Source organism: Buchnera aphidicola (Stegophylla sp.), assembly GCF_005080785.1.
GTDB lineage: Bacteria > Pseudomonadota > Gammaproteobacteria > Enterobacterales > Enterobacteriaceae > Buchnera_L > Buchnera_L aphidicola_AQ.
This window is the reverse complement of record NZ_CP032998.1, coordinates 44,679-69,293: the sequence shown is the minus strand read 5'-3', so window position 1 is coordinate 69,293 and position 24,615 is coordinate 44,679. Positions and strand designations below refer to the sequence as shown.

Genomic DNA, 24,615 nt, shown 5'->3' with positions numbered 1-24,615 from the left:
ATTTTACTCCATCATTTTTTCTATAGGTAATACTAAAATAGAACTTGCACCTAAAGCTTTCAATTTTTCCATAGTTTCCCAAAATAATGTTTCGCTACTAACCATATGCATAGCTACTTTATTTGTATCTCCTGCTAATTTAGATATTGTAGGACGTTCTGCGCCTTGTAATAAAGTTATTACTTCTTCTAACTTAGAAGATGGAGCATGTAACATAATATATTTCGACCCTCGAGCTTTTATAACACCTTTAATTCGAGTTATCAATTTATTAATAAGTATTATTTTTTCATTATTAACATATCCACCAAATTGTGATATTAGACAAGCTCGAGAAGAATGAATAACTTCTACTTCTTGTAATCTATTTTCTTCCAAAGTTGCACCAGTAGAAATTAAATCACAGATAGCATTAGATAAACCAACTCCAGGAGCAACTTCTACAGATCCATTTAATATAAAAAATTTAAAATTTATTCCTTGATCATTAAAATATTTTCTTAACAAAAAAGGATAAGAAGTTGCAATGCAAGAATTTTTAAAACTTTGTATTCCAATATACTTATGACGATAAGGTATCGAAAGTGATAAACGGCATATACCAAAATCTAAATGTTGAAGAATAGTATAAAAACACTTTTCTAATCTCGATTGACGTTTTAATTTTTCTTCTTGTAAAACATTTTCACCTACAATACCTAAATCAACCACTTTATCCATAACTAAACCAGGAATGTCATCATCTCTAACTCGCATCACATCAATAGGCATATTTTCAGAAAAAGAAATTAATTGTTGTTTTTTTAAATTAATTTTAATACCACATTGTATTAATAATTGAATAGAATCTTGACTTAAACGACCTTTATTTTGCATAGCAATACGTAATCTATTTTTATTAAACATTATATTGCCTAAATATTATTACTAAAATAATCATAAAAATTATAGTTTAACCTATAAAAATAAATATTTATAAAAATTAAATAATAAATAATTTATATAAACTTATAAATAAAACCTAATATACATTGAAAAAACTAACATATTTATAAAATATATGTACATTTAAAACATATATATAATTATTATATCAAAAACTATTTAAATAATAATATAACATCTTAATACATTATATGTCGTATTAAAACTAATAAAGTAGTATTATGTCCAAAAAAATTAGGAACTTGATAAAACGCTATTACTGCAGGATGTTTGGATAACCAAATCGGAACTTGAAATTTTAAAATATTCTTTCCATGACCATGAGTAACAGAAAAACAAGAAATATTTTTTTTATGACATAAAATAATCCCTTCACTTAATTTTATTTGTGCATGATATTGACTTAAACCATGTAAATCAATCCCAATCTCAGGAATATATTTCCTGTCTTTTAATTTTTTCAGTTCTGCATTAAATAAATGACTCTGAACATAAGAAACAGGATAACTTCTAACAAAACTATAAGAAAAATTATGATCAAAAAAATAAATATGTATATCTCGTTGATATATTAATTTTCTAATATTATACTCTATTTTATTTTTTTCATAACATGGAATATGGAAAATAGTATCTTGTTTTATTTTTACAACTCCTAATATACTTTCATAAAAATATAAAACATCTTCTGGAGAATATAAAATATTTTTCTGTTCCATAATTTACAGTACCGTAATAAAATTTAACATTAAAATTCTTGAATAATAATCTTATAATATTAAATGATATTTTAAAAATGTAAAACAATTATTTATAAATAAATTTTATATTTTTTTAAAAAATCTAAATGAGGAAAAAATGGCTGGTAATACAATAGGAAAAATTTTTCGTGTGCACACTTTTGGTGAATCACACGGATTAAAATTAGGTTGCATTATTGATGGTATGCCTCCTGGAATTAAAATAAATCATCAAGATATACAAAATGAATTAAACCGTAGAAAACCAGGTTCTTCTCCATATACAACCCCTAGACGAGAACCAGATAAAATAGAAATATTATCTGGAATATTTGATGGCATAACAACTGGTACTAGCATCGGATTAACTATTAAAAATACTGATCAACGATCACAAGATTACAACAATTTAAAAAATGTATTTCGCCCAGGACACGCTGATTATACATATCAAATGAAATACGGAATCAGAGATTATCGGGGAGGAGGAAGATCATCTGCTAGAGAAACAGTCATGCGAGTAGCAGCTGGAGCAATTGCAAAAAAATATTTAAAAGATATACATAAAATAAAAATTAGAGGATATCTTTCACAGTTAGGATCAATTGTATGTCAATTTCAATCATGGACTCAAGTGAATAAAAACCCATTTTTTTGCCCAAATGAAAACGATATAGATAAGTTAAAAAAAAAAATTAAATATTTAAAAAAAACTGGAAATTCTATAGGGTCTTCAATAACAGTAATTGCAGAAAATATTCCTATTGGATTAGGAGAACCAGTATTTGATAGATTAGATGCAGATTTAGCTCATTCTTTAATGAGTATCAATGCAGTAAAAGGCGTAGAAATAGGAGATGGATTTGCCGTAATACAACAATTAGGTAGTATGAGTCGAGATGCTATGGATGTAAATGGTTTCAAAAGTAATCATGCTGGAGGTATATTAGGAGGTATTAGCAATGGAGAGAATATCATTACAAGAATTGCAATTAAACCAACTTCTAGTATTAATATACCTATCAATACAATTACAAATGATAAAAAAGAAACAATAATACAAGTTAAAGGACGTCATGATCCTTGTATCGGTATTCGAGCAGTTCCAATAGCAGAAGCAATGGTATCAATTACTTTAATGGATCATGTATTACGTTTTCAAGCCCAATGTGGTAAAATAAAAATATAAAATAATTTATTATTATATCCATGTTAATATAATATATCACAAACAAATAAAATTTTAAAGTTGAAAATCATTTAATTTTTATAATAAATACTATGTACTATAATAATTCATTAATGCAATCAAATTATAAATATATAATTTAAATAAATAATATAAAAATATATACTTAAATAATCTTTGATTATATTAAAACTAAAAAATTGATTCTATAAGAATAAAAAATCATAAAATCAATTTTTTTAGGAGAATAAAATGTTTAAAGGAAGTATTGTTGCATTAATCACACCAATGGATGAAAAAGGTAAAATTTGTAAAAATAGTTTAAAAAATATCATACAATATCACATTCAAAATAATACCACAGCTATAGTTTCTGTAGGAACTACAGGAGAATCAGCAACCCTAAATAAAAACGAACATGTTAATACAGTTTTACTTACTTTAGAATTATCAGATGGGAAAATACCAATAATAGCTGGAACCGGTGCTAATTCAACTTCAGAAGCTATTATATTGACAAAAAAATTTGAAAAATCAGGAATTTGTGGTTGCTTAACAGTAGTACCATATTATAATAAACCTACACAAAAAGGATTATATCAACATTTTAAAGCTATTTCAGAAAGTACCAATATTCCTCAAATATTATATAATGTACCTAGTAGAACAGGTTGTGATATGCTTCCAAAAACAGTAATTAAATTATCAAAACTGAAAAATATTATAGGAATTAAAGAAGCTACTGGAAATCTTGCTAGAGTACATCAAATTAAACAATATGTAAATAAAGATTTTACTTTACTTAGTGGAGATGACTTAACTGCTTTAGATTTTATGCAACTTGGTGGTCAAGGTGTAATATCTGTTACCGCAAATATAGCAGCAAAAGATATGTCCAATATGTGTTCCTTAGCATTAAAAAAAGACTTTATTAACGCAAGAATAATAAATCAAAAATTAATGTCAATACATGAATCATTATTTTTAGAACCCAATCCAATACCTATTAAATGGGCTGCATGGAAACTAGGAATGATCAACAATAAAACATTAAGATTACCTTTAACAACTTTGTCAATGAAAAACAAACATACATTATCTTTAGCACTAAAACAATCAAACATAATAAAATAATAATAAACTAACATATAAAATAACTGAATACAAATTAATTATTTGCACCAGAGTATCATATCTGATACTCTGATAATGCATAAATTCTGTATTTAAAATAATATTTTTTTCATAATATCTTCATACATTAAACTTAATAATTGCAAATCGTATACTTTCGTACATTCATTAATTGCATGAATAGTATTATTTAATAAACCTAATTCAATTAAATCTTCAGAAACATCTTTAATAAAACGTCCATCAGATGTACCACCCGAAGTTGAAAACATAGGATTAATATGATTAATATCTCGTATAGTTTGATGAACAACATGAACTAAATGTTTTGAATGTGTCAAAAAAGGATGACCTGACAATCTCCACTTTAATGTATATTTTATACGATACTTTGACAATAATGATATCATTTTGTTTTGAATATCTTGTACTGAAATATCTGTTCCAAACCTAAAATTCAAGCAAATATATAATTCCCCCGGAATTACATTATCATTACCTAACCCAGAATGTATATTAGAAATTTGTATTGTAGTAGGTAAAAAATTTTTATTACCTTGACTCCATTTATATGCAATAAGCGCATTTAAAAAAGGTAAAACATTATGTATAACATTACCTGTAAGTTGAGGATATGCTACATGTCCTTGTAATCCATAAACAAATAAATCTACATTTAATGAACCTCGACGTCCAATTTTCACTACATCCCCAAGTACTTTATCACTCGTAGGTTCACCAATAATACAAAAATTAATACGTTCACAAATAATCTTCAAATATTCTATAATACGTATAGTACCATCTTGTGCATGAGATTCTTCATCAGAAGTAATTAAAAATGATAATCTACCAGAGTAATTAGGACGATAAGTAATAAATCTTTCTGCAGCTATAATCATAGCCGCTATTGCTCCTTTCATATCAGAAACACCGCGACCAAATAAATATCCATTTTTGATAACAGGTATAAAAGGACAAGAATTCCATAATTTATTATTTCCAGAAGATACAACATCAGTATGTCCTGCAAAAGATAATGTAATACCATGACCTTTATAAGCCCAAAAATTATTAGTTTTTTGATGTTTTAAAAATGAAATATTAAAACCCATTTTAGATAACCTACTAGCAATAATATTCTGACACCCCAAATCTAAAGGACTTACAGAAGGAATAGAAATTAACTGTTTTGCCAAATTTAATACAGGACAACAATACATATTGTATTCCTTAAAATTAATATATATTATAATACGTAAAATAATGTATAATAATTAATATTATAATTATTATTTTAACCTTTTACTTAATAATTTTTTAGCTTTTGTCACTATATTATCTATTGTGAAACCAAAAACTTTAAATAATTTTTCAGATGGAGCTGATTCTCCAAAAACATCTATACCAATTACACAACCATATAATCCAACATATTTATACCAATAATCAGATTTACCTGCCTCGACAGCAATTCGACAAAATACGGAATTAGGTAATACAAATTCTCGATAAGCACGTTCTTGACTTTCAAAAATATCAACAGAAGGCATAGATACTACTCGCACACCATATCCTATTTTTTCAATTTGTTCCGCAGATAATAATGTTAATTCTACTTCAGATCCTGTAGATATTAAAATAATATCAATTTTTTTTTTAGAATCACGTAATATATATCCACCCCGAGACACATCTTTTACTTGTTTTAAAGTACGTTTCAACGTTAATAAATTTTGACGTGATAATATTAATGCTGTTGGACCTTTATATCTTTCTATAGCATATTTCCAAGCAATTACAGTTTCTAAAGTATCACTAGGTCTCCAAACACTCATATTTGGTATAGAACGTAAACTTGACAATTGTTCTATAGGTTGATGTGTAGGACCATCTTCTCCTAAACCAATAGAATCATGTGTATATATTAAAACATGCCTGGTTTTCATTAATGCAGCCATACGTATAGCATTCTTAGCATAATCAGAAAATACTAAAAATGTTGATGTATAAGGAATAAAACCTCCATGATTCGATATACCGTTAGCTATTGCAGTCATACCAAACTCACGTACACCATAATGAATATAATTTCCAGATTGCGTATTTTTAATAGAATATGAACCAGACCATTTGGTTAAATTACTAGGAGTTAAATCTGCTGAACCACCTAATAATTCTGGTAATAATTTACCTAAATATTCTAATATATTTTGAGATGATTGTCTTGTAGCTATATTAAAATGACTATCTTGAATTTTTTGAATAAAATTATTGATTTGTGTAGACCAATCAATTGGTAACATCCCTGACATACGACGCATATATTCATCAGCTAAATTAGGATAATGTGTTTTATAATTATTAAAAAGCATATTCCATTCCTTTTCTAACTTCTTACCTTTATCACGAGCATCCCATTGCCTATAAATATCATCTGGAATATAAAAAGGAGGATATTTCCATTGTAATTTCTGTCTAGATAAATTAATTTCTTCTACTCCTAATGGAGAACCATGAGCATTAGCTGTTCCTGATTTATTAGGTGATCCAAAACCAATAATTGTATTACAAATAATAATAGACGGTTTATCTGAAACTTGCTGCGCAATATAAATAGCGTTAAAAATAGCATCTGCATCATGACCATTTATGGAATCTAACACATGCCAATTATATGCTTTAAATCGCTGTGCAGTATCATCATTAAACCAATCACATATATTACCATCAATAGAAATCCCATTATTATCATAAAACACAATCAGTTTTCCTAACTTCAGAGATCCAGCTAATGAACAAACTTCATGAGAAATACCCTCCATTAAACATCCATCACCTACAAAAACCCACGTATAATGATCAACAATATTATAATTTATACGATTAAAATAAGCTGAAAGTATCCGTTCAGCAATTGCCATACCTACTGCAGAAGCTAATCCTTGTCCTAAAGGTCCAGTTGTAATTTCTACTCCAGGAGTATATTCTAATTCTGGATGACCGGGTGTTTTAGAATATAATTGTCTAAAATCTTTTATATCATCTATCGTAATATCATAACCTGTTAAATGTAATACACTATATAATAACATAGATGCGTGACCATTAGATAACACAAAACGGTCCCGATTATCCCAATATGGATTACAAGGATTATGTTTTAAAAAACTTCTCCATAATACTTCCGCTACATCCGCCATACCCATTGGAGCGCCTGGATGTCCAGAATTAGCTTGTTGAACAGCATCTATACTTAAAATTCGTACAGCATTAGCTAACTGTTTACGTAAACACATAATAATTTTCTCCTCAATGAAATAAAATTAAAAAACATTTATATTACAGTATTCAATATATTTTCTAACTGCTGCTGATCATGACTAAATTGATTAATACCACTAGATAATTTTTCTACAGCCATAACATCTTGATTATGTTGCCATCTAAAATCAAATTCACCTAAAATATTAGGTTTTTCTAAAATCTGTGTAGAAGGAATTAAATTTCTTATTATATTTGTATTAAGTTGTTGTAACTCTTCTAATAAATTTGGAGAAATTGTTAAACAATCACAACCTGATAAAGCTATAATTTGTTGAATATTACGAAAACTAGCACCCATTATAATGGTTTTATAATTATATTTTTTATAATAATCATATATTTTTTTTAATGATAATACTCCTGGATCATGATCGACATTATATGTTTTAATATATTGATGTTCATAATACCAATCGTAAATTCTACCAACAAAAGGAGAAATTAAAAAAACTTCAGAATCTGCACATATTTTAGCTTGAGCTAATGAAAATAATAGTGTTAAATTACAATTAATATTATCTTTTTTTAATTCCTTTGCAGCTTGAACACATTCCCATGTAGAAGCTAATTTAATTAATATTCTTGAACGACTAATACCTTCTTCTTCATACATAGTAATAATCTTATAAGCTTTTTCAATACAAGCATCTTTATTAAACGATAAACGAGCATCAAGTTCACTAGAAACTTTTCCAGGTATATGTTTTAAAATTTCTATACCAATATTTACTAATACTTTATCACTGGCATTAATAATTTTATTTTTTTTAGAACCACCTTTTTTTTTCGCATATATAATAGCATCAATAATTAATTTCTTATAATCAGGTAAATGTATAATTTTCAAAATTAACGAAGGATTCGTTGTTGCATCATATGGTTTATATTTACAGATCATATTAATATTTCCAGTATCTGCAACTACTGTAGTAAATTGTTTTAACTGTGATAACTGATTCATTTTGATCCTATAGAATAATAATTCATTTTATTTAATAATTTTCAAATTTACATATTATAATCATATAATATACTAAATGTAAAATATAATATCATATATTATATAAAAATTGATATTAATAACATAATAAACCAATAAAAAATTTATTATATTATTTTCAGTTATATAAAAAATACATTTTTGATTTAAGATTATTTTACTACTTTACATAAAAACATATAATTAATTCATAAAATTATTATAACATACTTTTTTATTAAAAGAAATCACTTTTATAATATATTAAAAAATAAAAATTAAACATAATTCTCAAATTGATAAATAATATAATATATTACTTATTCTATAAAATTAAAATTATATAATAAATTAAAATTATAAATCCAAAAATAAATATAATATGTAATATATTCAATGTATAAAATATATTATAAAATAAATAATATATAATGTATTATAACATTATTGAATAAATAAACAAAATATATATATAAGAATATAATATGATAAAACGATATATCGGAAAACTGTACATTGTTCCAACTCCTATCGGAAATTTAGAAGATATTACTATAAGAGCTATTAATACTTTAAAAAATGTTGATCTAATAGCTTCAGAAAACACAAAACATACAAAAATTTTATTAAAAGTATTTAATATTAACACTTCGATAATATCTTTACATAATCATAATGAAAATAAACAAACCAAACAAATAATTATTATGTTAAAAAAAAAAATATTGCTTTAGTTTCAAACGCAGGTACTCCAGTTGTTAACGATCCAGGATACCCATTAATTCAGAAATGTCATAAAAAAAATATTACAGTTATACCACTTCCTGGAGCATGCGCTGCTATAACAGCTTTAAGTGCATCCGGTATACCAAGTAATCAATTTTGTTATAAAGGTTTTATACCTAAAAAAAAAATAAAAAGAATAAATTTTTTACAAAAATTAAAAACAAAACAAACAACAACAATTATATATGAATCATGTCATCGTATTTTAGACAGCTTAAAAGACATTATTACAATTTTAGGTCCTGATAAAAAAATTACTCTTGCAAAAGAAATAACAAAAAAATGGGAAAAAATTAAATATGGAAAATCACAAAATATCTTACTATGGTTAAAAAACAATCAACTAAAACAAAAAGGAGAAATAATTATTATTATAAAAGGTTATAAAAAAAAAAATATTCATTTTTTACCTAAAAAAATATTAAATACATTTTTGCTACTAAATTCCGAAATATCAATCACAAAATCCATACAATTAACTGCATTAATACACAAAACTAATAAAAATGAATTATATAAAAATATTATACAATATATTAAAAATGACAAAAAATAAAAAATATATTACTATAAACACATAAAATTGACCAAACAGTCGCTATTTAACAATGATAATATTAAATAGAGGAAAGTCCGGGCTCCATAGAGCAAGGCGCCAGATAATCCCTGGGAAGTATTAATGCTGACGACAAGTGCAACAGAAAAAATACCGCTTGAATTACATATAATATTTTATCATTATTATATAAAATATTTAAGTAAGGGTGAAAAGGAGTGTTAAAAGCACACCGCATATTTAGTAATAAATATGGCTATGCAAACTCCGCCTGGAGAAAAGTTAAATAAGATTACGTACAGCTCTGTATCATAAAATCTGGGTAAACTGCTGAAACCGTAAAGTAATTTTTTTTTTTTTTTTTTTTTTTTTTTTGGGGTTTAGATAAATGACTGTTTCTTACAGAACCCGGCTTATAGGTCAATTTTATTATGTAAATTTTTATTACATATTAAAATTATAATCTAAATGATACATTTATCTATTATATCTCCATTTATATTACAGAAATTAGAAAAATATTATACAAATAAAAATCAATAATAACAACATAAATAAAATAATTATTTATATAAAATTATGAAATATAAAAAAAATTTAAAATTTTTTATCTTTTAAATTTATATATAAAATATTTAATTTTATTCGATAATTAAAATAATATACCATTTTATATAATTAAATAATACAATTTATTAATATATGCAATAAAAATTATAAATATCAAATAATAAAACACGTTAAAATACGATAATTTCACCTATATCATTTTATATCCAATATAATAAATATTAATGGTTTTTATGAAATCACATATAACTATATTACATATCATATATTATAAATAAATTTTAAATAATAAATATATTATATGATCATCACAAAAATTTTTAAATCACACAATTCAATAAAAACATACAATTTAAAATATTATAAAATAATTTATATAAAATAAACATTATATTATATTTCTATAAATATTCATAATATTGATACGTCAATACATGAATATAAAAAACAATTATTCCAATTACAATATGTTAATATATTATACATATACAATTAATACAATTATAAAAAATTATGAATTTAAAATATGTTCCAACAGGCGTTAAAGTTCCAAATGATATTTATGTAATTATTGAAATACCTCTTTATTCACACCCAATTAAATATGAAATGGATAAAAAAACAGAAACACTATATGTAGATCGATTTATAAATACATCTATGGTATATCCATGTAACTATGGGTATATAAACAACACATTAGCTAATGATGGAGATCCCTTAGATGTTTTAATACCTATAGAATATTCTTTACAACCGAGTTGTGTTATCCAATGCAGACCTATTGGATTATTAAGAATGATTGATGAATCAGGAGAAGATTCAAAAATTATTGCTATCCCCCATGAAAAAATTCATAATGATTATAAAAAAATTATAGACATTAACGACTTACCTAACTTAACAAAACAAAAAATTGTTCATTTCTTTACACATTATAAAGATTTAGAGCCGGGTAAATGGGTAAAAATTATTGGACTAGAAAATGCACAATCGGCTCAAAAAGAAATCATGTTATCAATTAACCAAGCCGTAAAAAATACAGTTAAAAATGTTTTATAATATTATTTACAACTATATACTTTAAATACACTATAATATAACGAGAAATATAAATATGTCTAAACAATGCCAAATAACAAAAAAAAAACCTATGTTTGGAAATAATCGATCACATGCAATGAACGCAACAAAAAAAAAATTCTCTCCTAATTTACAAAATCATAAATTTTGGATACCTAGTAAAAAAAAATTTATTAAATTAAAAATATCTATGCAAGGTATGAGAATGATTGACAAAAAAGGTATTGAAACAATACTGAAAAATATAAATAAAGGATAACAAATGGCAAAAACAACAAGAGAAAAAATTAAACTTATATCTTCCGCGGGAACAAAACATTTCTACACAACTACTAAAAATAAACGATCTAAACCAGAAAAAATAGAATTAAAAAAATACGATCCTATAATTAGAAAACATGTTCTATATAAAGAAATAAAAATTAAATAAATTAATTATACAATATATTACAATTTTATTCTTATCAATACAATGATTCAATAATAATAAACAGTTTGTTTAATATCTTTTTGATATATACAAAATCTATAAAATTAAACTACAGATCTATATAAAATATTTCAATATTATGACAACAATAATATATTACATATTAGAGTAGTATAACAACTTTTTGATTCGTTTTAAAGATTCTCTTTTACCTATAATATCCATTATAATACTAATGTTGGGTGAAACATCTACACCGGTCATGAATATACGAAGTGGCATACAAATATGATGATTAGATAATCGAAAACGAACAGATATATTCTTAATCACCATCATAATATTGATATGATTCCAATGATCAATATAAAATAAATCACAATATATCATTATAAATATTTTTTTATAATTTGGGAATAAATATTTATTTATTAAATCTTTATTAATTTTAATATCACAAAAAAAGAAATGAGATTGTAACGCTATTTCTTTTAATGTTTTACCACGCTTTCTAAAAAGTTTTATAATTCGTGCTAATTTAAAACGATCTTGTAATAATATTTTTGGTACATGTAAAAACATCTTAAAATTATTTATTAAATAATCATCAATAGGTAATACATTCAAATAATATTGATTAAACCATAAAAGTTTTTTAATACTAAAAGTACTAGGAGATTTATTAAGCATCTTCAAAGAAAATATTTTTTTCATATCTGTTAAAGAATAAAATTCTTGATTATTATATGACCAACCTAATTTAAATAAATAATTTAAAACTGATTCCTTAAAAAATCCTTCTTTTTTATATTGTAAAATGCTACAAGCATTTTTTCTTTTAGATAAATTATTTTTTTTATCATCAACTACCATAGAAACATGTGTATAAATAGGAATGTTCGAACCTAAAGATTTTAAAATATTAATTTGTCTTGGTGTATTATTAATATGATCTTCTCCTCTAATAACATGTGTTATTTTCATTTCTAAATCATCAATAATTGAACAAAAATTATATGTCGGAAGACCATTTTGACGTTGAATAATTAAGTCATCCAATTCTGAATTATTAAAAACAATCGTTCCTCTAATTATATCTGAAAATACTACTTTACCCCAATTAGGATTTTTAAAACGTATAACATAATTGTCACTACCTTGTTTATTTAAAGGTATATTTCTACATTTTTGATCATATTTTGGTTTTTTACCATGTAATATTTGTAATAAACGAATTTTTTTTAATCTATCAACAGTACAATAACATTTATAAGCAACCCCAATTTCTAACATTTCATTAATTTTTTCTTTATATAAAGATAACCGTTGACTTTGAAAATAAGGACCTTTGTCCCAATCAATATCTAACCATCTTAATGTTTCTAAAATATTTTTAACATATATAGAGTTGGATCTTACTATATCAGTATCTTCAATACGAAGAATAAAAATTCCATTAAAACATTTAGAAAATAACCACGAATAAAATGCTGTACGAACACTTCCGATATGTAAATCTCCAGTAGAACTAGGAGCAAAACGAGTTCGAATTTCCATATTTTTCCTTCATTTTATAATATTATTAAAAAATTTATACAATTTATACTAACATAAATACAAACATTTTAAAAAAAATATTGACTATTTTTTTTTTAGAATATATAATTTCACTTGTCCGCAGGTGTTAAGATATATCAAAAAAAGGTGATTAGCTCAGTTGGTAGAGCGCCTCCTTTACACGGAGGAAGTCGGCGGTTCAAGTCCGTCATCACCTATTTAAAAATAAGTCTATATTATCTAATCAAATAGGGTCGTTAGCTCAGTTGGCAGAGCAGTTGACTTTTAATCAATTGGTCGCAGGTTCGAATCCCGCACGACCCATATAAAAATAATCATTTACACTATACAATACATAAATTATATTATATCCTAAAAAATTTATTATTAATATGCCATACATTAAAGTAGAAATACAAAATCAATAAAATAATATATTAAAATTTATATACACATTATGTATTAAGCATTAATAAAAAACTAAATCGAATTTATAAAATACTATTTACAGATAAGATTATATAATCGATATTAATAATTATACACTATTTTATAAAATTTAAAGTTTAAACAATCAATCTTAAAAAATTAAATACAATATATATAAAAGTAAATAATATATACTTCTATATATAATAATTAAAGAATAAAAAATTAAAATAATGTATTATAATTAAATATAATCTAATATAATAAACAATTTTATTTATTTAATCACATACACATTTAGAAGTATATGTATATACTTTAATTTTCATATTATATGAATAATTATATAAAATATTCAATATTCTATTGAGAAATAGAATATATTTCAAAACTTAAAAATATTAATCGATATAAAAACATATATCAAAATTATAATATTAAAATAACATATCAAATACAAAATATAAATTTAATATTTTAATAAAATAAAAAGTTAATTAACTATATTATATAAATCAATATAATAAATACATATTCAATAAAAATAATATTACATAATATCCAAAATGTTAATACTATAATTCATAATAAAATTATACATAATTAAAAAATAAAAGGTTCGTATATGCTTCAAAAAACCATTACAATTACTACACAAAACGGATTACATATTCGACCAGCAGCAATACTTGTCAACCACGCTCAAAAATTTACATCAGATATTACCATCACATTTAAAGACAAAACTATCAATGCAAAAAGTTTATTTAAATTGCAAACCTTAGGATTAATAAAAAATTCTCAAATTGTTTTATCTGCTTCAGGACCAGATGAACAAGACGCTATTCAAAAATTAAGTAAAGTCATTCAAAATCTGAAATAAATGAAAATATCTTACACAATTTACTTAAAATACTTTTTAAATATAAATAAAAGGTTATATTATGATTTCAGGAATTTTAGCATCACCCGGAATCGCTATTGGAAAAGCCTTATTAATCAAAGAAAAATCAATTAATATTTATACATATCAAATACCTCCAAATCATATTGATAAAGAAATTAACAAATTTTTAGACGCTAAAAAAGAAACAATAAACCAATTAGAAAAAATTAAAGATAAATCAAAAAAATTCTTCAAAAATAAAAAAGAAAATATTTTTACAAGTCATATTATGATCTTAAAAGATCAAGAATTAGAAAAAGAAATAATATTATCAATAAAACAACAATTAAATACTGCAGAACATGCAGTAAATTTAATTCTTTCTAAACAAATTAACTATTTAAATGATATTCAAGACGAGTACTTAAAAAACAGAGCAATTGACATTCAAGATATTAGAAATCGAATTTTAAGAAATTTACTGAAAATAAATACAATAAATTTAAAAGAAATTCAAGAAAAAGTAATCCTGATCGCTCATGATTTAACTCCATCTGAAATAGCACAAATGAACTTTAAATATATATTAGGATTTATTACTGAATTAGGAGGTTACACTGCACATACCGCCATTATGGCACGATCATTATCAATTCCAGCTATAGTTGGTGTTACAAATATTTTAAATCAAATTAAAAATAATGACTGTATTATTCTTAATGCAGTAAACAATCAAATTATTATTAATCCAAAACAAGAAACTATTAATCAAATAAAAATAATCCAAAAAAAAGAATATTTTAAAAAACAAAATCTAAATAAAATAAAACATTTATCACCTATAACTCTTGACAACCACAAAATAGAAATCAGTGCTAATATTGGAAATATAAACGATCTAAATTATGCACAAAAATACGGTGCTCAATCTATAGGATTATATCGTACTGAATTTTTATTTATGGAACGTACTAAATTACCTTCAGAAGATGAACAATTCGTATCATACAAAACAATAGCTCAAAAAATGAAAAATCAATCAGTTACTATAAGAACATTAGATATTGGTGGTGATAAAAAAATCCCATATATGCACTTCAAAAAAGAAGAAAACCCCTTTTTAGGATGGAGAGCAATAAGAATCAGCTTAGATAAAAAAGAAATATTATATACTCAATTAAGAGCGATATTAAGAGCATCACAATTTGGAAGATTAAGAATATTATTTCCTATGATTATTTCCATAGAAGAAATTCAAACACTCAAAGAAGAAATAAAACAAATAAAACAAGATTTAAATAAAAAAAGGATATTGTTTGATTCTAATATTCCAATAGGAATTATGATTGAAACACCATCATCTGCGATTATTGCTGAACATTTAATTAAAGAAGTGGATTTTTTTAGTATTGGTACAAATGATTTAACACAATATACTCTAGCTGTTGATCGGGGTAATCAATTAGTATCTAAATTATATAATCCATTTCATCCATCCGTATTATCTTTAATTCATAAAGTAATTCAAATATCACATAAAAACGGAAAATGGACTGGTATGTGTGGAGAATTAGCAAGCAATGAACTAGCCACTATCTTATTATTAGGTATGGGATTAGATGAATTTAGCACGAATCCTTCTTCTATTTTAAAAATTAAAAATATTATTCGAAAAGTAACATTATATGATGCAAAAAGAATAACACAACAAGTATTAAAACAAAAAAATATTTACAATATAATGAAATTAATACAACAATTTATGATGTTATTAAAACATAATGTAACTATATAAATCACCATTAAGGATAAAATTTTGAATTTACTACATAAAATATTTAAAATAAACCCATCACAACAAGAAACAAATATCTTTGCACCAATATCAGGAACCATTCACAATATAAAAAAAGTACCAGATGAAGTATTTTCAAAAAAAATTATTGGAGATGGTATAGCTATTGAACCATCTGGAAATAAAATAGTTGCACCTGTACAAGGTATTATTGGAACAATTTTCAAAACTATGCACGCTTTCTCAATTGTAACAAAAAATAAAATTGAAATTTTTGTACATTTTGGAATTGATACTATTCTATTAAAAGGTAAAGGATTTCAAAAAATTGCTCAAGAAAATCAAAAAGTTAACGTAGGTGATACAATCATTAAATATGATTTAGATTTTTTAACTAAAAAAGCCAAATCAATTATAACACCGATAATTATATCCAATGTTAAACATAACAAAATAATTAAAAAATATGAAGGACAAGCAATTGAAGGAAAAACAATAATTATGAAAGTAACTAAATAAAATCATATTTTATAATCATAATACTTATAAATGCTGTTATGTAGTATCATAAATATATAATATAATTAAATACCAATAACAAAAACATAAACTTAAATATTTACAATAATGAAAAAATAAATACATTAAATTAATAATATACATATTATAAAATATACAATAGGTTTTACATTTATGCATAATTTATTATCACAATTTGGAAACACAATACAAAGAGTAGAAACTGCAATTCATGCTTTAAAAAATCGTAATGGCGTTATTATTACCGATGATGAAAAAAGAGAAAACGAAGGAGATTTAGTTTTTTCATGTGAAAATATAACTATAAAACAAATGGCATTAATGATTCGTTATGGAAGTGGAATTGTTTGTTTATGTATTACAGAAGCTAAAAGAAAAAAATTAAATTTACCTATGATGGTAGAACATAATACTAGTACGTACAGTACAGGATTTACAGTTAGTATTGAAGCAGCATATGGAGTATCCACAGGAGTGTCCGCACATGATCGATTAAAAACCATTAAAACAGCTATTCCAGATATAGCAAAATCTTCTGATTTTCATAAACCAGGTCATGTGTTTCCGCTTTGTGCACATAACAAAGGAATATTGTCACGATTAGGACATACAGAAGCATCTATTGAATTAATGATGTTATCTGGGTTTAAACCTATGAGTGTCATTTGTGAATTAACAAATAAAGATGGTAGTATGTCTAAAATCAATGAAATAATAAAATTTTCTAAAATAAATAATATTCCTATAGTAACAATCAAAGATTTAATATCGTATATAAAATAAATATTATAATTATTTTAAATATGACTAATTAACCATCTTGGTTGAATAAAAATATTAGGTATATTAAAAGATTTTATCTTAACATATATAGAACCAACATATGCAATCATAGCAGCATTATCTGTACAAAAATCTAATCGTGAAATAAATATTTTTCCATGATATTTATTCATCATATAATTTAATTTTTTTATTATTCGTTGATTAGTACTTACACCACCAGAAACAATTAATTTACTCAAACCTGTTTGTTCAAATATAATTTTACATTTATGAAGTAACATACTTATTATAGTATTTTCAAATTCTTTAGCAATGTTATATAATAATTGTATATTATTAATATTTTTATTAATAAGATTTATAGTAAAAGTTTTTAATCCTGAAAAACTAAAATTTAAATCATTATGATATTTCATTGGTTTAGGAAATAAAAATGTTTTAGATATGCCTTGTCTTGCAAAATTAGATAATGCTAAACCGCCTGGATAACCTAAACCTAATACTTTAGCAATTTTATCAAATGTTTCTCCTATAGCATCATCTAAAGTTGCACCCAATATTTTATATTTTCCTAATTGATATGCATAAATTAATTGAGTATGTTTACCTGAAATTAATAATCCAATAAAAGGAAATGAAAGATAATTATTTTCAATCATAGGCGTTAACAAATGACCTTCCATATGATGTATTGGAATAATAGGTATATTACAAGAAAATGAAAGCGAAAAACTTAATGTTGCACCAATCAGTAACGTTCCAGATAATCCTGGACCTGCAGTGTATGCAATACCATCTATATCATTTAAAGATATTTTAACCTTATTTAAAGTATACTGAATTAACGATGCCAGTGTATTCAGATGTTCTCTAGATGCTAATTCAGGAAGTACACCACCATGTTCATTATGAATATGTGTTTGACTACATAACTCATTAATTAATATTCCAAATTGACTATCATAAATAGCTACTCCAGTATCATCAAATGATGTTTCAATGCCTAATATACGCACATTTAAACCTACAGTTTAAAAAATTTAAATTACTTTAAATAAACATTATAATAATGAATAATATAAATTATTAGTTGAAATATTATTAAATTTCATATACCATAAATATAAAAAATAAAAAAATAAAGAAAATAATTATTATGCCTATAATTAAAGTTCGTGAAAATGAACCATTTGATATAGCTTTAAGAAGATTTAAACGATCTTGTGAAAAAGCTGGAATATTATCAGAAATGCGAAAAAGAGAATTTTATGAAAAACCTACCACTAAAAGAAAACGATCGCGAGCCTCTGCAATTAAAAGATTAGCAAAAAAATTATCACGAGAAAATGCAAAAAAAATACGTATGTACTAAAAGACATAATATGATTTCCAATAAATATCTACATTTTAATAAGAAATCATCATATTTAAACAAAAATATACAAATATGATATGAAAAATTTTATATCAAAAGATTTTATCCATGAAATTTTAAAAAATATTAATATTGTTGATGTAATTAATACGCGCGTTACACTCAAAAAAAGTGGAAATAACTATATTGCTTTATGTCCTTTCCATAATGAAAAAACACCATCATTTACAATCAATTCTGAAAAACAATATTTTTATTGTTTTGGTTGTCACATACATGGTAATGTCATTGATTTTTTAATAAAATATAATCAATTAACGTTTTTAGAAAGTATTAAAGAACTTGCATATAGTAGTGGAATTAAAATACCTACTAATAAATATAATAAATATTATAACGAATTAAATCATAAAAAACAAAAACTATATAATAGTATCAAAGAAATATCAACAATATATCAGAAAAATTTACAATCACGTAAATGTAAAAAAATACATACATATTTAAAAAATAGAAAAATTGATCCAAACATGATTAACTATTTTAATATTGGTTTTTCTTTTGATACAATAAATATACTTAAGAGTAAAATGTTTACACATAACGATCATATTCCCAATCTGATAACATGTGGTATTTTAGTTAAAACAAACATAGGTTATCTATATGATCGGTTTCATGATCGAATAACTTTTCCAATTAAAAATGAATATGGCAACATTATTGGATTTGGAGGTAGAATATTAAATCATAACCAATCTAAATATATTAATTCTCCAAATACTGAAATATTTGATAAAGGAAAACAAATATATGGTATTTATGAAACTAAATTACAAAATCCTAAACCAAAATATTTATTAATAGTTGAAGGATATTTTGATGTTATCTCATTAACTCAATTTAATATAAAAAATGTAGTATCTACATTAGGAACATCAATAACAAATCAACAAATACAAAAACTTTTTAAAACTACTAAAAAAATTATTTTTTGTTATGATGGTGATAATTCCGGAGAAAAAGCTGCATGGAGAACATTGAAAAAGATATTACCATATATGCATGACGGTTATAATATTAAATTCATATTTTTACCTATAAATGAAGATCCAGATAGTATCATTCATAAAGAAGGAACAAAAAAATTTAAAAATAGAATTAATCAATCAGTTAATATATTAGATTTTTTTTTACATACTTTATTAAAAAAAGTTAATTTATGTTCCATAAATGGTAAAATTAAATTGCTAAATTTATCTATGCCATTAATTAATACCATACCTAGTGTATTAACAAAAATATATTTTCGTCGTGCTATAGGATTGAAAATAGATATTGTAGACGAATATCAATTACAAAAAATATTTTATATTAATCAAAAGAATGAATTTAAATATATAGATCAAATAATTAAAAAGACTAATATGAATATTTTAATCAGTTTAATTGTACAAAATCCTGATTTTTTTCAGTTTGTTCCTAATAACATAAATAAAATACCAAGCCATATAATATCTGGATTATCTTTTTTTATTCAAATTTTTAAATTATGTCGTAAATATAAAAAATTAAATACTGGTCAATTAATTGAATTATATAGAGATCAAAAAACTATTTTTAATATTATTAATAAATTCGCTTATTGGGATAATATGATAAATCCAAATAATAAAAAAAAAGTTTTTTCGGATTTAATTAAAAAAATTTATAATATAAATTTAGAAAATAAATATAAAAAATTAATTGATAAATTTTATATTTTAGGTTTAAATAAACAAGAAAAATATAAATTATGGAAGATTAATAAAATATTGTCTCAAAGAAAAATAAAATAATATAAAATTTTAGTAATTTGTTACATTTATTAAATATATATTGACAAATGTTATATTTTTAGTTTTATATTATTATATAAAATAAATAAATATGTAGACAATATAAGATGAAAAAATTCACGTATCAATTACGAAAAAATAAAAAATTATCTTTAAAAATTAAAACATTACTTAATAAAGGTAAAAAATATGGTTATCTTACTCATTCTGAAATCTATAAGTATTTACCTAAAGACAGTATGAAGCCTAATACAATAAAAAATATCATGAAAATACTACATGATATGGATATTAGTATTAAACAAGATCAAACTATATATAATCATCATTATCAAGATATACACAATTATAAAAATAAACATAAAATACAAACGAAGAATAATATAAAAAGAAATACTATTTATGAAGATATTATTCATTCAGAAGAACAAGAAATGTTGTTAAATGAAAAAGAATTTAATCGTACAACCGATCCTGTTCGAATGTATATGCGTGAAATGGGTACAGTTAAATTATTAACCCGAGATGGTGAAATTAAAATAGCAAAAAGAATTGAAGAAGGCATGCAACAAATTAAATATTCTATTTCTGAATATCCAGCAGCTATAGAACATATTTTTAAAGAATACCAACGTATTCAAACAGGACAAATAAAATTGTCTGATATAATAACAGGATTCGTTGATTCTGAATATAATAATGAAAACGCTATACTAAATAGTGTTAAATCAAACAAAACAAACGACAATATAATAAATAATGAAAAAAATGAATTAAAAAATTGTGATAAAAATAAAAAAAATATCTTACATAATATCAATCAGGATGATGAAAGTGAATATTATGTAGATCCAAAATTAGCAAAACGTAAGTTTGAAAAATTAAAAATACAATTTGATAAAACAAATTCTATTATCAAACAAAAAGGTAGACAACATAAAGATTCGATTGTTGAAATTAATAAATTAGTATTACAATTTCGTACATTTAAATTAGTTCCTAAACAATCTGAATGTATTATCAAACATATTCGTCATGTTATTGCTAAAATCAGAAAACAAGAACGTTTAATCATGAAAATATGTGTAGAAGAATGTAATATTCCCAAAAAACAATTTATACATTTATTTCTTGGTAATGAAACAAATAAAAATTGGATTAATGTAATAGAAAAAATTAATACATTATGGGCTCAAAAATTAAAAAAAGTTAAAAAAAGTATTTTTTTTATAATGGATAAATTAATACATATAGAAAAACAAATTGGATTAACTATTAGTTGTATGAAAAATATTAATAAAAGAATGTCTATTGGAAAAGCAAAATCACAACGCGCTAAAAAGGATATGGTAGAAGCAAATTTAAGATTAGTTATTTCTATTGCAAAAAAATACACTAATCGTGGTTTACAATTTCTTGATTTAATACAAGAAGGAAATATTGGATTAATGAAAGCAGTAGACAAATTTGAATATCGTCGGGGGTATAAATTTTCAACTTACGCCACATGGTGGATTAGACAAGCTATTACTCGATCTATTGCTGATCAAGCACGAACCATTCGTATTCCTGTACATATGATTGAAACCATTAATAAATTAAATAGAATTTCACGACAAATACTACAAGAAATTGGAAGAGAACCAACACCAGAAGAATTATCTGTTCGGATGTCTATACCAAAAGAAAAAATTAGAAAAATTTTAAAAATAGCAAAAGAACCAATATCTATGGAAACACCAATTGGTGATGATGAAGATTCATATTTAGGAGATTTTATAGAAGATAATAATTTAGAATTACCTGTAGAATCTGCAACAGCTGAAAATTTAAAAACCGCTACATATAATATCTTGTCTGGATTAAATCCTCGAGAAGCAACAGTATTGAGAATGCGATTTGGAATTGATATGCATACTGATCATACTTTAGAAGAAGTAGGAAAACAATTTGATGTAACACGAGAAAGAATTCGTCAAATAGAAGCAAAAGCTTTACGTAAATTACGACATCCTAGTCGTTCAGAAATATTAAAACATTTTTTAAAAGATTAAAAAAATATTTTAAATATTTATATCTTTTATTATGTATAATTAACAATAAATTATTTGTTTAAATTATCTTTATAAACAAATAAATACCTTAATAAGGTTTTGATTCTATTTATATAAATAGAATCAAAACCTTATTAAAGTAGTAATGTGTTAGAAATCTATAATAATTAAAATTTATTTATATAAATTAAATAATGTGTTTATATATAAAATTTATTTTTTTTAATTCGATTAATCGATTTTAATACTTCTGAAAATGAAACACCTCCTTGTGAATTTCTACTATTGATACAAGAATGTAAACTTAATTTATCATATATATCTTTATCAAAAAAAATACTATAATTTCGTAGCATCGATAAACTTAAATTTTCTAAAGGACAGTTATATTTCATTGCTTTTAAAACAATTTGTCCAGAAATATGATGTGATGTTCGAAAAGACATTCCTTTTTTAACTAAGTAATCTGCTAATTCAGTAGCATTAGAATATCCTTTTTTTGCAGATTCTGAACATATATCGTGTTTTATTTTAATGGATTGTAAAACTAATATAGAAATTTTTAAACAATTTTTCCAAATATCTAATCCATAAAATAAGTTTTCTTTATCTTCTTGCATGTCTTTATTATAAGATAAAGGTAAACCTTTTAATAATACCAACATAGATATTAAATAACCATAAACCCGACTCGATTTTCCCCGAATTAATTCTAATGCATCTGGGTTTTTCTTTTGAGGCATTAACGATGATCCAGAAGTAATAGCATCAGATAATTCAATAAAATTTGATTCACCAGAATTAAAAAATATTAAATCTTCAGAAAAACGTGATAAATGCATCATACTAATTGAAGCATTAGATAATAATTCAATTACATAGTCTCGGTCAGATACTGCATCTAAACTATTTTTAGTAATTTTAGAAAATCCTAATCGTAATGCCAATTTTTTCCTATCAATTAACCATGTCGTACCACATAATGCTCCTGATCCTAAGGGACTAATATCAATTCTTTTTAAAGTTTCTTGTAATCTATTTTCATCACGTATAAACATTTCAATATATGCTAAACACCAATAAGCAAATGTGATAGGTTGTGCTCGTTGTAAATGTGTATATCCAGGCATAATATCATTGATAGTTTTTTCCGCTGTAATCAATAATGTATGTTGCAATTTTATTAAATAATTTAATAACTTGATAATTATATCTTTACACCATAATTTTAGATCTGTTGTAACCTGATCATTACGACTACGTCCAGTATTTAATTTTTTAGCCAATGTTCCTAACATACCGACTAATTTTGATTCTACCCAACTATGTATGTCTTCTTCGTTGCTGTCTAATATATTTTTTGGATTTTGATGTATTTGATTTAATAATATGTTTAATGCATTTTGAATTTTTATTTGTTCTTGTTTAGTTAAGACGTAACATTGTTTTAATGCTTTTGACCATGCAATAGAACTTTGAATATCATATTTAGCGAGACGATAATCAATATGTAAAGAATTATTAAAATTTTGAAATAATTGATTAGATTTTTGATTAAATCTTCCTCCCCATAATGTGGTTTTATTATTCTTCATTATATTAACCTTTAAATATTT

The 24,615-nt window shown here is 23.8% G+C and carries 22 protein-coding genes, 2 tRNA genes and 1 other RNA gene; 17 read left to right on the top strand and 8 right to left on the bottom strand.

The window, feature by feature from the left end; genetic code table 11:
• Positions 1 to 3: 3 nt before the first annotated feature.
• Both hisG and smrB read right to left on the bottom strand, forming a co-directional pair.
• Entirely contained in the window at positions 4 to 906 is a 903-nt protein-coding gene (hisG, locus tag D9V79_RS00320) for an ATP phosphoribosyltransferase (RefSeq protein ID WP_158351584.1), read from the bottom strand.
• 218 nt (positions 907 to 1,124) lie between these two features.
• On the bottom strand, positions 1,125 to 1,664 hold the full coding sequence (smrB, locus tag D9V79_RS00315; protein ID WP_158351582.1) for an endonuclease SmrB: 540 nt from the start codon (positions 1,662 to 1,664) through the stop codon (positions 1,125 to 1,127).
• 139 nt (positions 1,665 to 1,803) lie between these two features.
• Between smrB and aroC the strand changes: the two genes are divergently transcribed.
• Complete coding sequence (gene aroC / locus D9V79_RS00310) at positions 1,804 to 2,874, top strand: chorismate synthase (RefSeq protein WP_158351580.1); 1,071 nt, start codon at positions 1,804 to 1,806, stop codon at positions 2,872 to 2,874.
• Between the two features lie 252 nt (positions 2,875 to 3,126).
• Positions 3,127 to 4,008, top strand: a complete 882-nt coding sequence (gene dapA, locus D9V79_RS00305) for a 4-hydroxy-tetrahydrodipicolinate synthase (protein WP_158351578.1) — start codon at positions 3,127 to 3,129, stop codon at positions 4,006 to 4,008.
• Between the two features lie 92 nt (positions 4,009 to 4,100).
• Here dapA and dapE read toward each other — a convergent pair whose 3' ends face one another.
• The 3 genes from dapE to tal all read right to left on the bottom strand — a co-directional run bounded on the left by dapE (position 4,101) and on the right by tal (position 8,296).
• On the bottom strand, positions 4,101 to 5,231 hold the full coding sequence (gene dapE, locus D9V79_RS00300) for a succinyl-diaminopimelate desuccinylase (RefSeq protein ID WP_158351576.1): 1,131 nt from the start codon (positions 5,229 to 5,231) through the stop codon (positions 4,101 to 4,103).
• A 69-nt stretch (positions 5,232 to 5,300) separates the two neighbouring features.
• Complete coding sequence (gene tkt, locus D9V79_RS00295) at positions 5,301 to 7,307, bottom strand: transketolase (RefSeq protein ID WP_158351574.1); 2,007 nt, start codon at positions 7,305 to 7,307, stop codon at positions 5,301 to 5,303.
• A gap of 38 nt (positions 7,308 to 7,345) precedes the next feature.
• The gene (gene tal, locus D9V79_RS00290; RefSeq protein WP_158351572.1) at positions 7,346 to 8,296 is read right to left on the bottom strand and encodes a transaldolase; all 951 of its coding nucleotides are present in this window, start codon (positions 8,294 to 8,296) and stop codon (positions 7,346 to 7,348) included.
• Between the two features lie 503 nt (positions 8,297 to 8,799).
• Here tal and D9V79_RS01975 point away from each other — a divergent pair.
• From D9V79_RS01975 to rpmG, 6 genes are all read left to right on the top strand, one after another.
• Positions 8,800 to 9,048, top strand: a complete 249-nt coding sequence (locus D9V79_RS01975; protein ID WP_410051749.1) for an SAM-dependent methyltransferase — start codon at positions 8,800 to 8,802, stop codon at positions 9,046 to 9,048.
• Positions 9,039 to 9,656 (top strand): 16S rRNA (cytidine(1402)-2'-O)-methyltransferase, encoded by a 618-nt coding sequence (rsmI, locus tag D9V79_RS00285; protein WP_410051750.1) that lies wholly within the window; start codon positions 9,039 to 9,041, stop codon positions 9,654 to 9,656. The genes D9V79_RS01975 and rsmI overlap by 10 nt, the downstream gene beginning before the upstream one ends.
• Positions 9,657 to 9,679: 23 nt before the next feature.
• Positions 9,680 to 10,088, top strand: an RNA gene (rnpB, locus tag D9V79_RS00280) — RNase P RNA component class A.
• 651 nt (positions 10,089 to 10,739) lie between these two features.
• A complete protein-coding gene (gene ppa / locus D9V79_RS00275; protein WP_158351570.1) occupies positions 10,740 to 11,288 on the top strand; it encodes an inorganic diphosphatase in 549 nt (182 codons plus the stop codon).
• 55 nt (positions 11,289 to 11,343) lie between these two features.
• Complete coding sequence (gene rpmB, locus D9V79_RS00270; RefSeq protein WP_158351568.1) at positions 11,344 to 11,568, top strand: 50S ribosomal protein L28; 225 nt, start codon at positions 11,344 to 11,346, stop codon at positions 11,566 to 11,568.
• A 3-nt stretch (positions 11,569 to 11,571) separates the two neighbouring features.
• Positions 11,572 to 11,739, top strand: coding sequence for a 50S ribosomal protein L33 (rpmG, locus tag D9V79_RS00265; RefSeq protein ID WP_158351566.1), 168 nt, complete (start codon positions 11,572 to 11,574; stop codon positions 11,737 to 11,739).
• A gap of 156 nt (positions 11,740 to 11,895) precedes the next feature.
• On the opposite strand, the gene gltX is transcribed toward rpmG, so the two are convergent.
• Entirely contained in the window at positions 11,896 to 13,296 is a 1,401-nt protein-coding gene (gene gltX, locus D9V79_RS00260; protein WP_158351564.1) for a glutamate--tRNA ligase, read from the bottom strand.
• A 145-nt stretch (positions 13,297 to 13,441) separates the two neighbouring features.
• On the opposite strand from gltX, the gene D9V79_RS00255 reads away from it, so the two are divergent.
• The 6 genes from D9V79_RS00255 (at position 13,442) to ribB (ending at position 17,729) form a co-directional block, all read left to right on the top strand.
• A tRNA-Val gene (locus tag D9V79_RS00255) sits at positions 13,442 to 13,514 on the top strand.
• A gap of 33 nt (positions 13,515 to 13,547) precedes the next feature.
• A tRNA-Lys gene (locus D9V79_RS00250) sits at positions 13,548 to 13,620 on the top strand.
• A gap of 730 nt (positions 13,621 to 14,350) precedes the next feature.
• The gene (locus D9V79_RS00245; protein ID WP_158351561.1) at positions 14,351 to 14,608 is read left to right on the top strand and encodes an HPr family phosphocarrier protein; all 258 of its coding nucleotides are present in this window, start codon (positions 14,351 to 14,353) and stop codon (positions 14,606 to 14,608) included.
• A gap of 61 nt (positions 14,609 to 14,669) precedes the next feature.
• Positions 14,670 to 16,406 carry a phosphoenolpyruvate-protein phosphotransferase PtsI gene (ptsI, locus tag D9V79_RS00240; protein WP_158351559.1) on the top strand — a complete coding sequence of 579 codons (1,737 nt, stop codon included), beginning with the start codon at positions 14,670 to 14,672 and terminating at the stop codon, positions 16,404 to 16,406.
• A gap of 21 nt (positions 16,407 to 16,427) precedes the next feature.
• Positions 16,428 to 16,925, top strand: a complete 498-nt coding sequence (gene crr / locus D9V79_RS00235; RefSeq protein WP_158351557.1) for a PTS glucose transporter subunit IIA — start codon at positions 16,428 to 16,430, stop codon at positions 16,923 to 16,925.
• Between the two features lie 174 nt (positions 16,926 to 17,099).
• On the top strand, positions 17,100 to 17,729 hold the full coding sequence (ribB, locus tag D9V79_RS00230; protein ID WP_158351555.1) for a 3,4-dihydroxy-2-butanone-4-phosphate synthase: 630 nt from the start codon (positions 17,100 to 17,102) through the stop codon (positions 17,727 to 17,729).
• A 14-nt stretch (positions 17,730 to 17,743) separates the two neighbouring features.
• Here the strand turns inward: ribB and tsaD are convergent, their stop codons facing one another.
• Positions 17,744 to 18,748 carry a tRNA (adenosine(37)-N6)-threonylcarbamoyltransferase complex transferase subunit TsaD gene (gene tsaD / locus D9V79_RS00225; RefSeq protein ID WP_158351553.1) on the bottom strand — a complete coding sequence of 335 codons (1,005 nt, stop codon included), beginning with the start codon at positions 18,746 to 18,748 and terminating at the stop codon, positions 17,744 to 17,746.
• A gap of 140 nt (positions 18,749 to 18,888) precedes the next feature.
• Between tsaD and rpsU the strand changes: the two genes are divergently transcribed.
• The 3 genes from rpsU to rpoD all read left to right on the top strand — a co-directional run bounded on the left by rpsU (position 18,889) and on the right by rpoD (position 22,999).
• Positions 18,889 to 19,104: a 30S ribosomal protein S21 gene (gene rpsU / locus D9V79_RS00220; protein ID WP_158351551.1), complete on the top strand. Its 216-nt coding sequence runs from the start codon at positions 18,889 to 18,891 to the stop codon at positions 19,102 to 19,104.
• An 80-nt stretch (positions 19,105 to 19,184) separates the two neighbouring features.
• On the top strand, positions 19,185 to 20,945 hold the full coding sequence (gene dnaG, locus D9V79_RS00215; RefSeq protein WP_158351548.1) for a DNA primase: 1,761 nt from the start codon (positions 19,185 to 19,187) through the stop codon (positions 20,943 to 20,945).
• A gap of 107 nt (positions 20,946 to 21,052) precedes the next feature.
• Entirely contained in the window at positions 21,053 to 22,999 is a 1,947-nt protein-coding gene (gene rpoD, locus D9V79_RS00210; protein WP_158351545.1) for an RNA polymerase sigma factor RpoD, read from the top strand.
• A gap of 200 nt (positions 23,000 to 23,199) precedes the next feature.
• Here rpoD and argH read toward each other — a convergent pair whose 3' ends face one another.
• Complete coding sequence (gene argH / locus D9V79_RS00205; protein ID WP_158351543.1) at positions 23,200 to 24,594, bottom strand: argininosuccinate lyase; 1,395 nt, start codon at positions 24,592 to 24,594, stop codon at positions 23,200 to 23,202.
• Between the last annotated feature and the right edge of the window lie 21 nt (positions 24,595 to 24,615).

What these genes read in the sequence shown, in the direction of transcription:
- hisG (WP_158351584.1), bottom strand. Translation starts at nt 906, where the DNA reads ATGTTTAATAAAAATAGATTACGTATTGCTATGCAAAATAAAGGTCGT.
- smrB (WP_158351582.1), bottom strand. Translation starts at nt 1,664, where the DNA reads ATGGAACAGAAAAATATTTTATATTCTCCAGAAGATGTTTTATATTTT.
- aroC (WP_158351580.1), top strand. Translation starts at nt 1,804, where the DNA reads ATGGCTGGTAATACAATAGGAAAAATTTTTCGTGTGCACACTTTTGGT.
- dapA (WP_158351578.1), top strand. Translation starts at nt 3,127, where the DNA reads ATGTTTAAAGGAAGTATTGTTGCATTAATCACACCAATGGATGAAAAA.
- dapE (WP_158351576.1), bottom strand. Translation starts at nt 5,231, where the DNA reads ATGTATTGTTGTCCTGTATTAAATTTGGCAAAACAGTTAATTTCTATT.
- tkt (WP_158351574.1), bottom strand. Translation starts at nt 7,307, where the DNA reads ATGTGTTTACGTAAACAGTTAGCTAATGCTGTACGAATTTTAAGTATA.
- tal (WP_158351572.1), bottom strand. Translation starts at nt 8,296, where the DNA reads ATGAATCAGTTATCACAGTTAAAACAATTTACTACAGTAGTTGCAGAT.
- D9V79_RS01975 (WP_410051749.1), top strand. Translation starts at nt 8,800, where the DNA reads ATGATAAAACGATATATCGGAAAACTGTACATTGTTCCAACTCCTATC.
- ppa (WP_158351570.1), top strand. Translation starts at nt 10,740, where the DNA reads ATGAATTTAAAATATGTTCCAACAGGCGTTAAAGTTCCAAATGATATT.
- rpmB (WP_158351568.1), top strand. Translation starts at nt 11,344, where the DNA reads ATGTCTAAACAATGCCAAATAACAAAAAAAAAACCTATGTTTGGAAAT.
- rpmG (WP_158351566.1), top strand. Translation starts at nt 11,572, where the DNA reads ATGGCAAAAACAACAAGAGAAAAAATTAAACTTATATCTTCCGCGGGA.
- gltX (WP_158351564.1), bottom strand. Translation starts at nt 13,296, where the DNA reads ATGGAAATTCGAACTCGTTTTGCTCCTAGTTCTACTGGAGATTTACAT.
- D9V79_RS00245 (WP_158351561.1), top strand. Translation starts at nt 14,351, where the DNA reads ATGCTTCAAAAAACCATTACAATTACTACACAAAACGGATTACATATT.
- ptsI (WP_158351559.1), top strand. Translation starts at nt 14,670, where the DNA reads ATGATTTCAGGAATTTTAGCATCACCCGGAATCGCTATTGGAAAAGCC.
- ribB (WP_158351555.1), top strand. Translation starts at nt 17,100, where the DNA reads ATGCATAATTTATTATCACAATTTGGAAACACAATACAAAGAGTAGAA.
- rpsU (WP_158351551.1), top strand. Translation starts at nt 18,889, where the DNA reads ATGCCTATAATTAAAGTTCGTGAAAATGAACCATTTGATATAGCTTTA.
- dnaG (WP_158351548.1), top strand. Translation starts at nt 19,185, where the DNA reads ATGAAAAATTTTATATCAAAAGATTTTATCCATGAAATTTTAAAAAAT.
- rpoD (WP_158351545.1), top strand. Translation starts at nt 21,053, where the DNA reads ATGAAAAAATTCACGTATCAATTACGAAAAAATAAAAAATTATCTTTA.
- argH (WP_158351543.1), bottom strand. Translation starts at nt 24,594, where the DNA reads ATGAAGAATAATAAAACCACATTATGGGGAGGAAGATTTAATCAAAAA.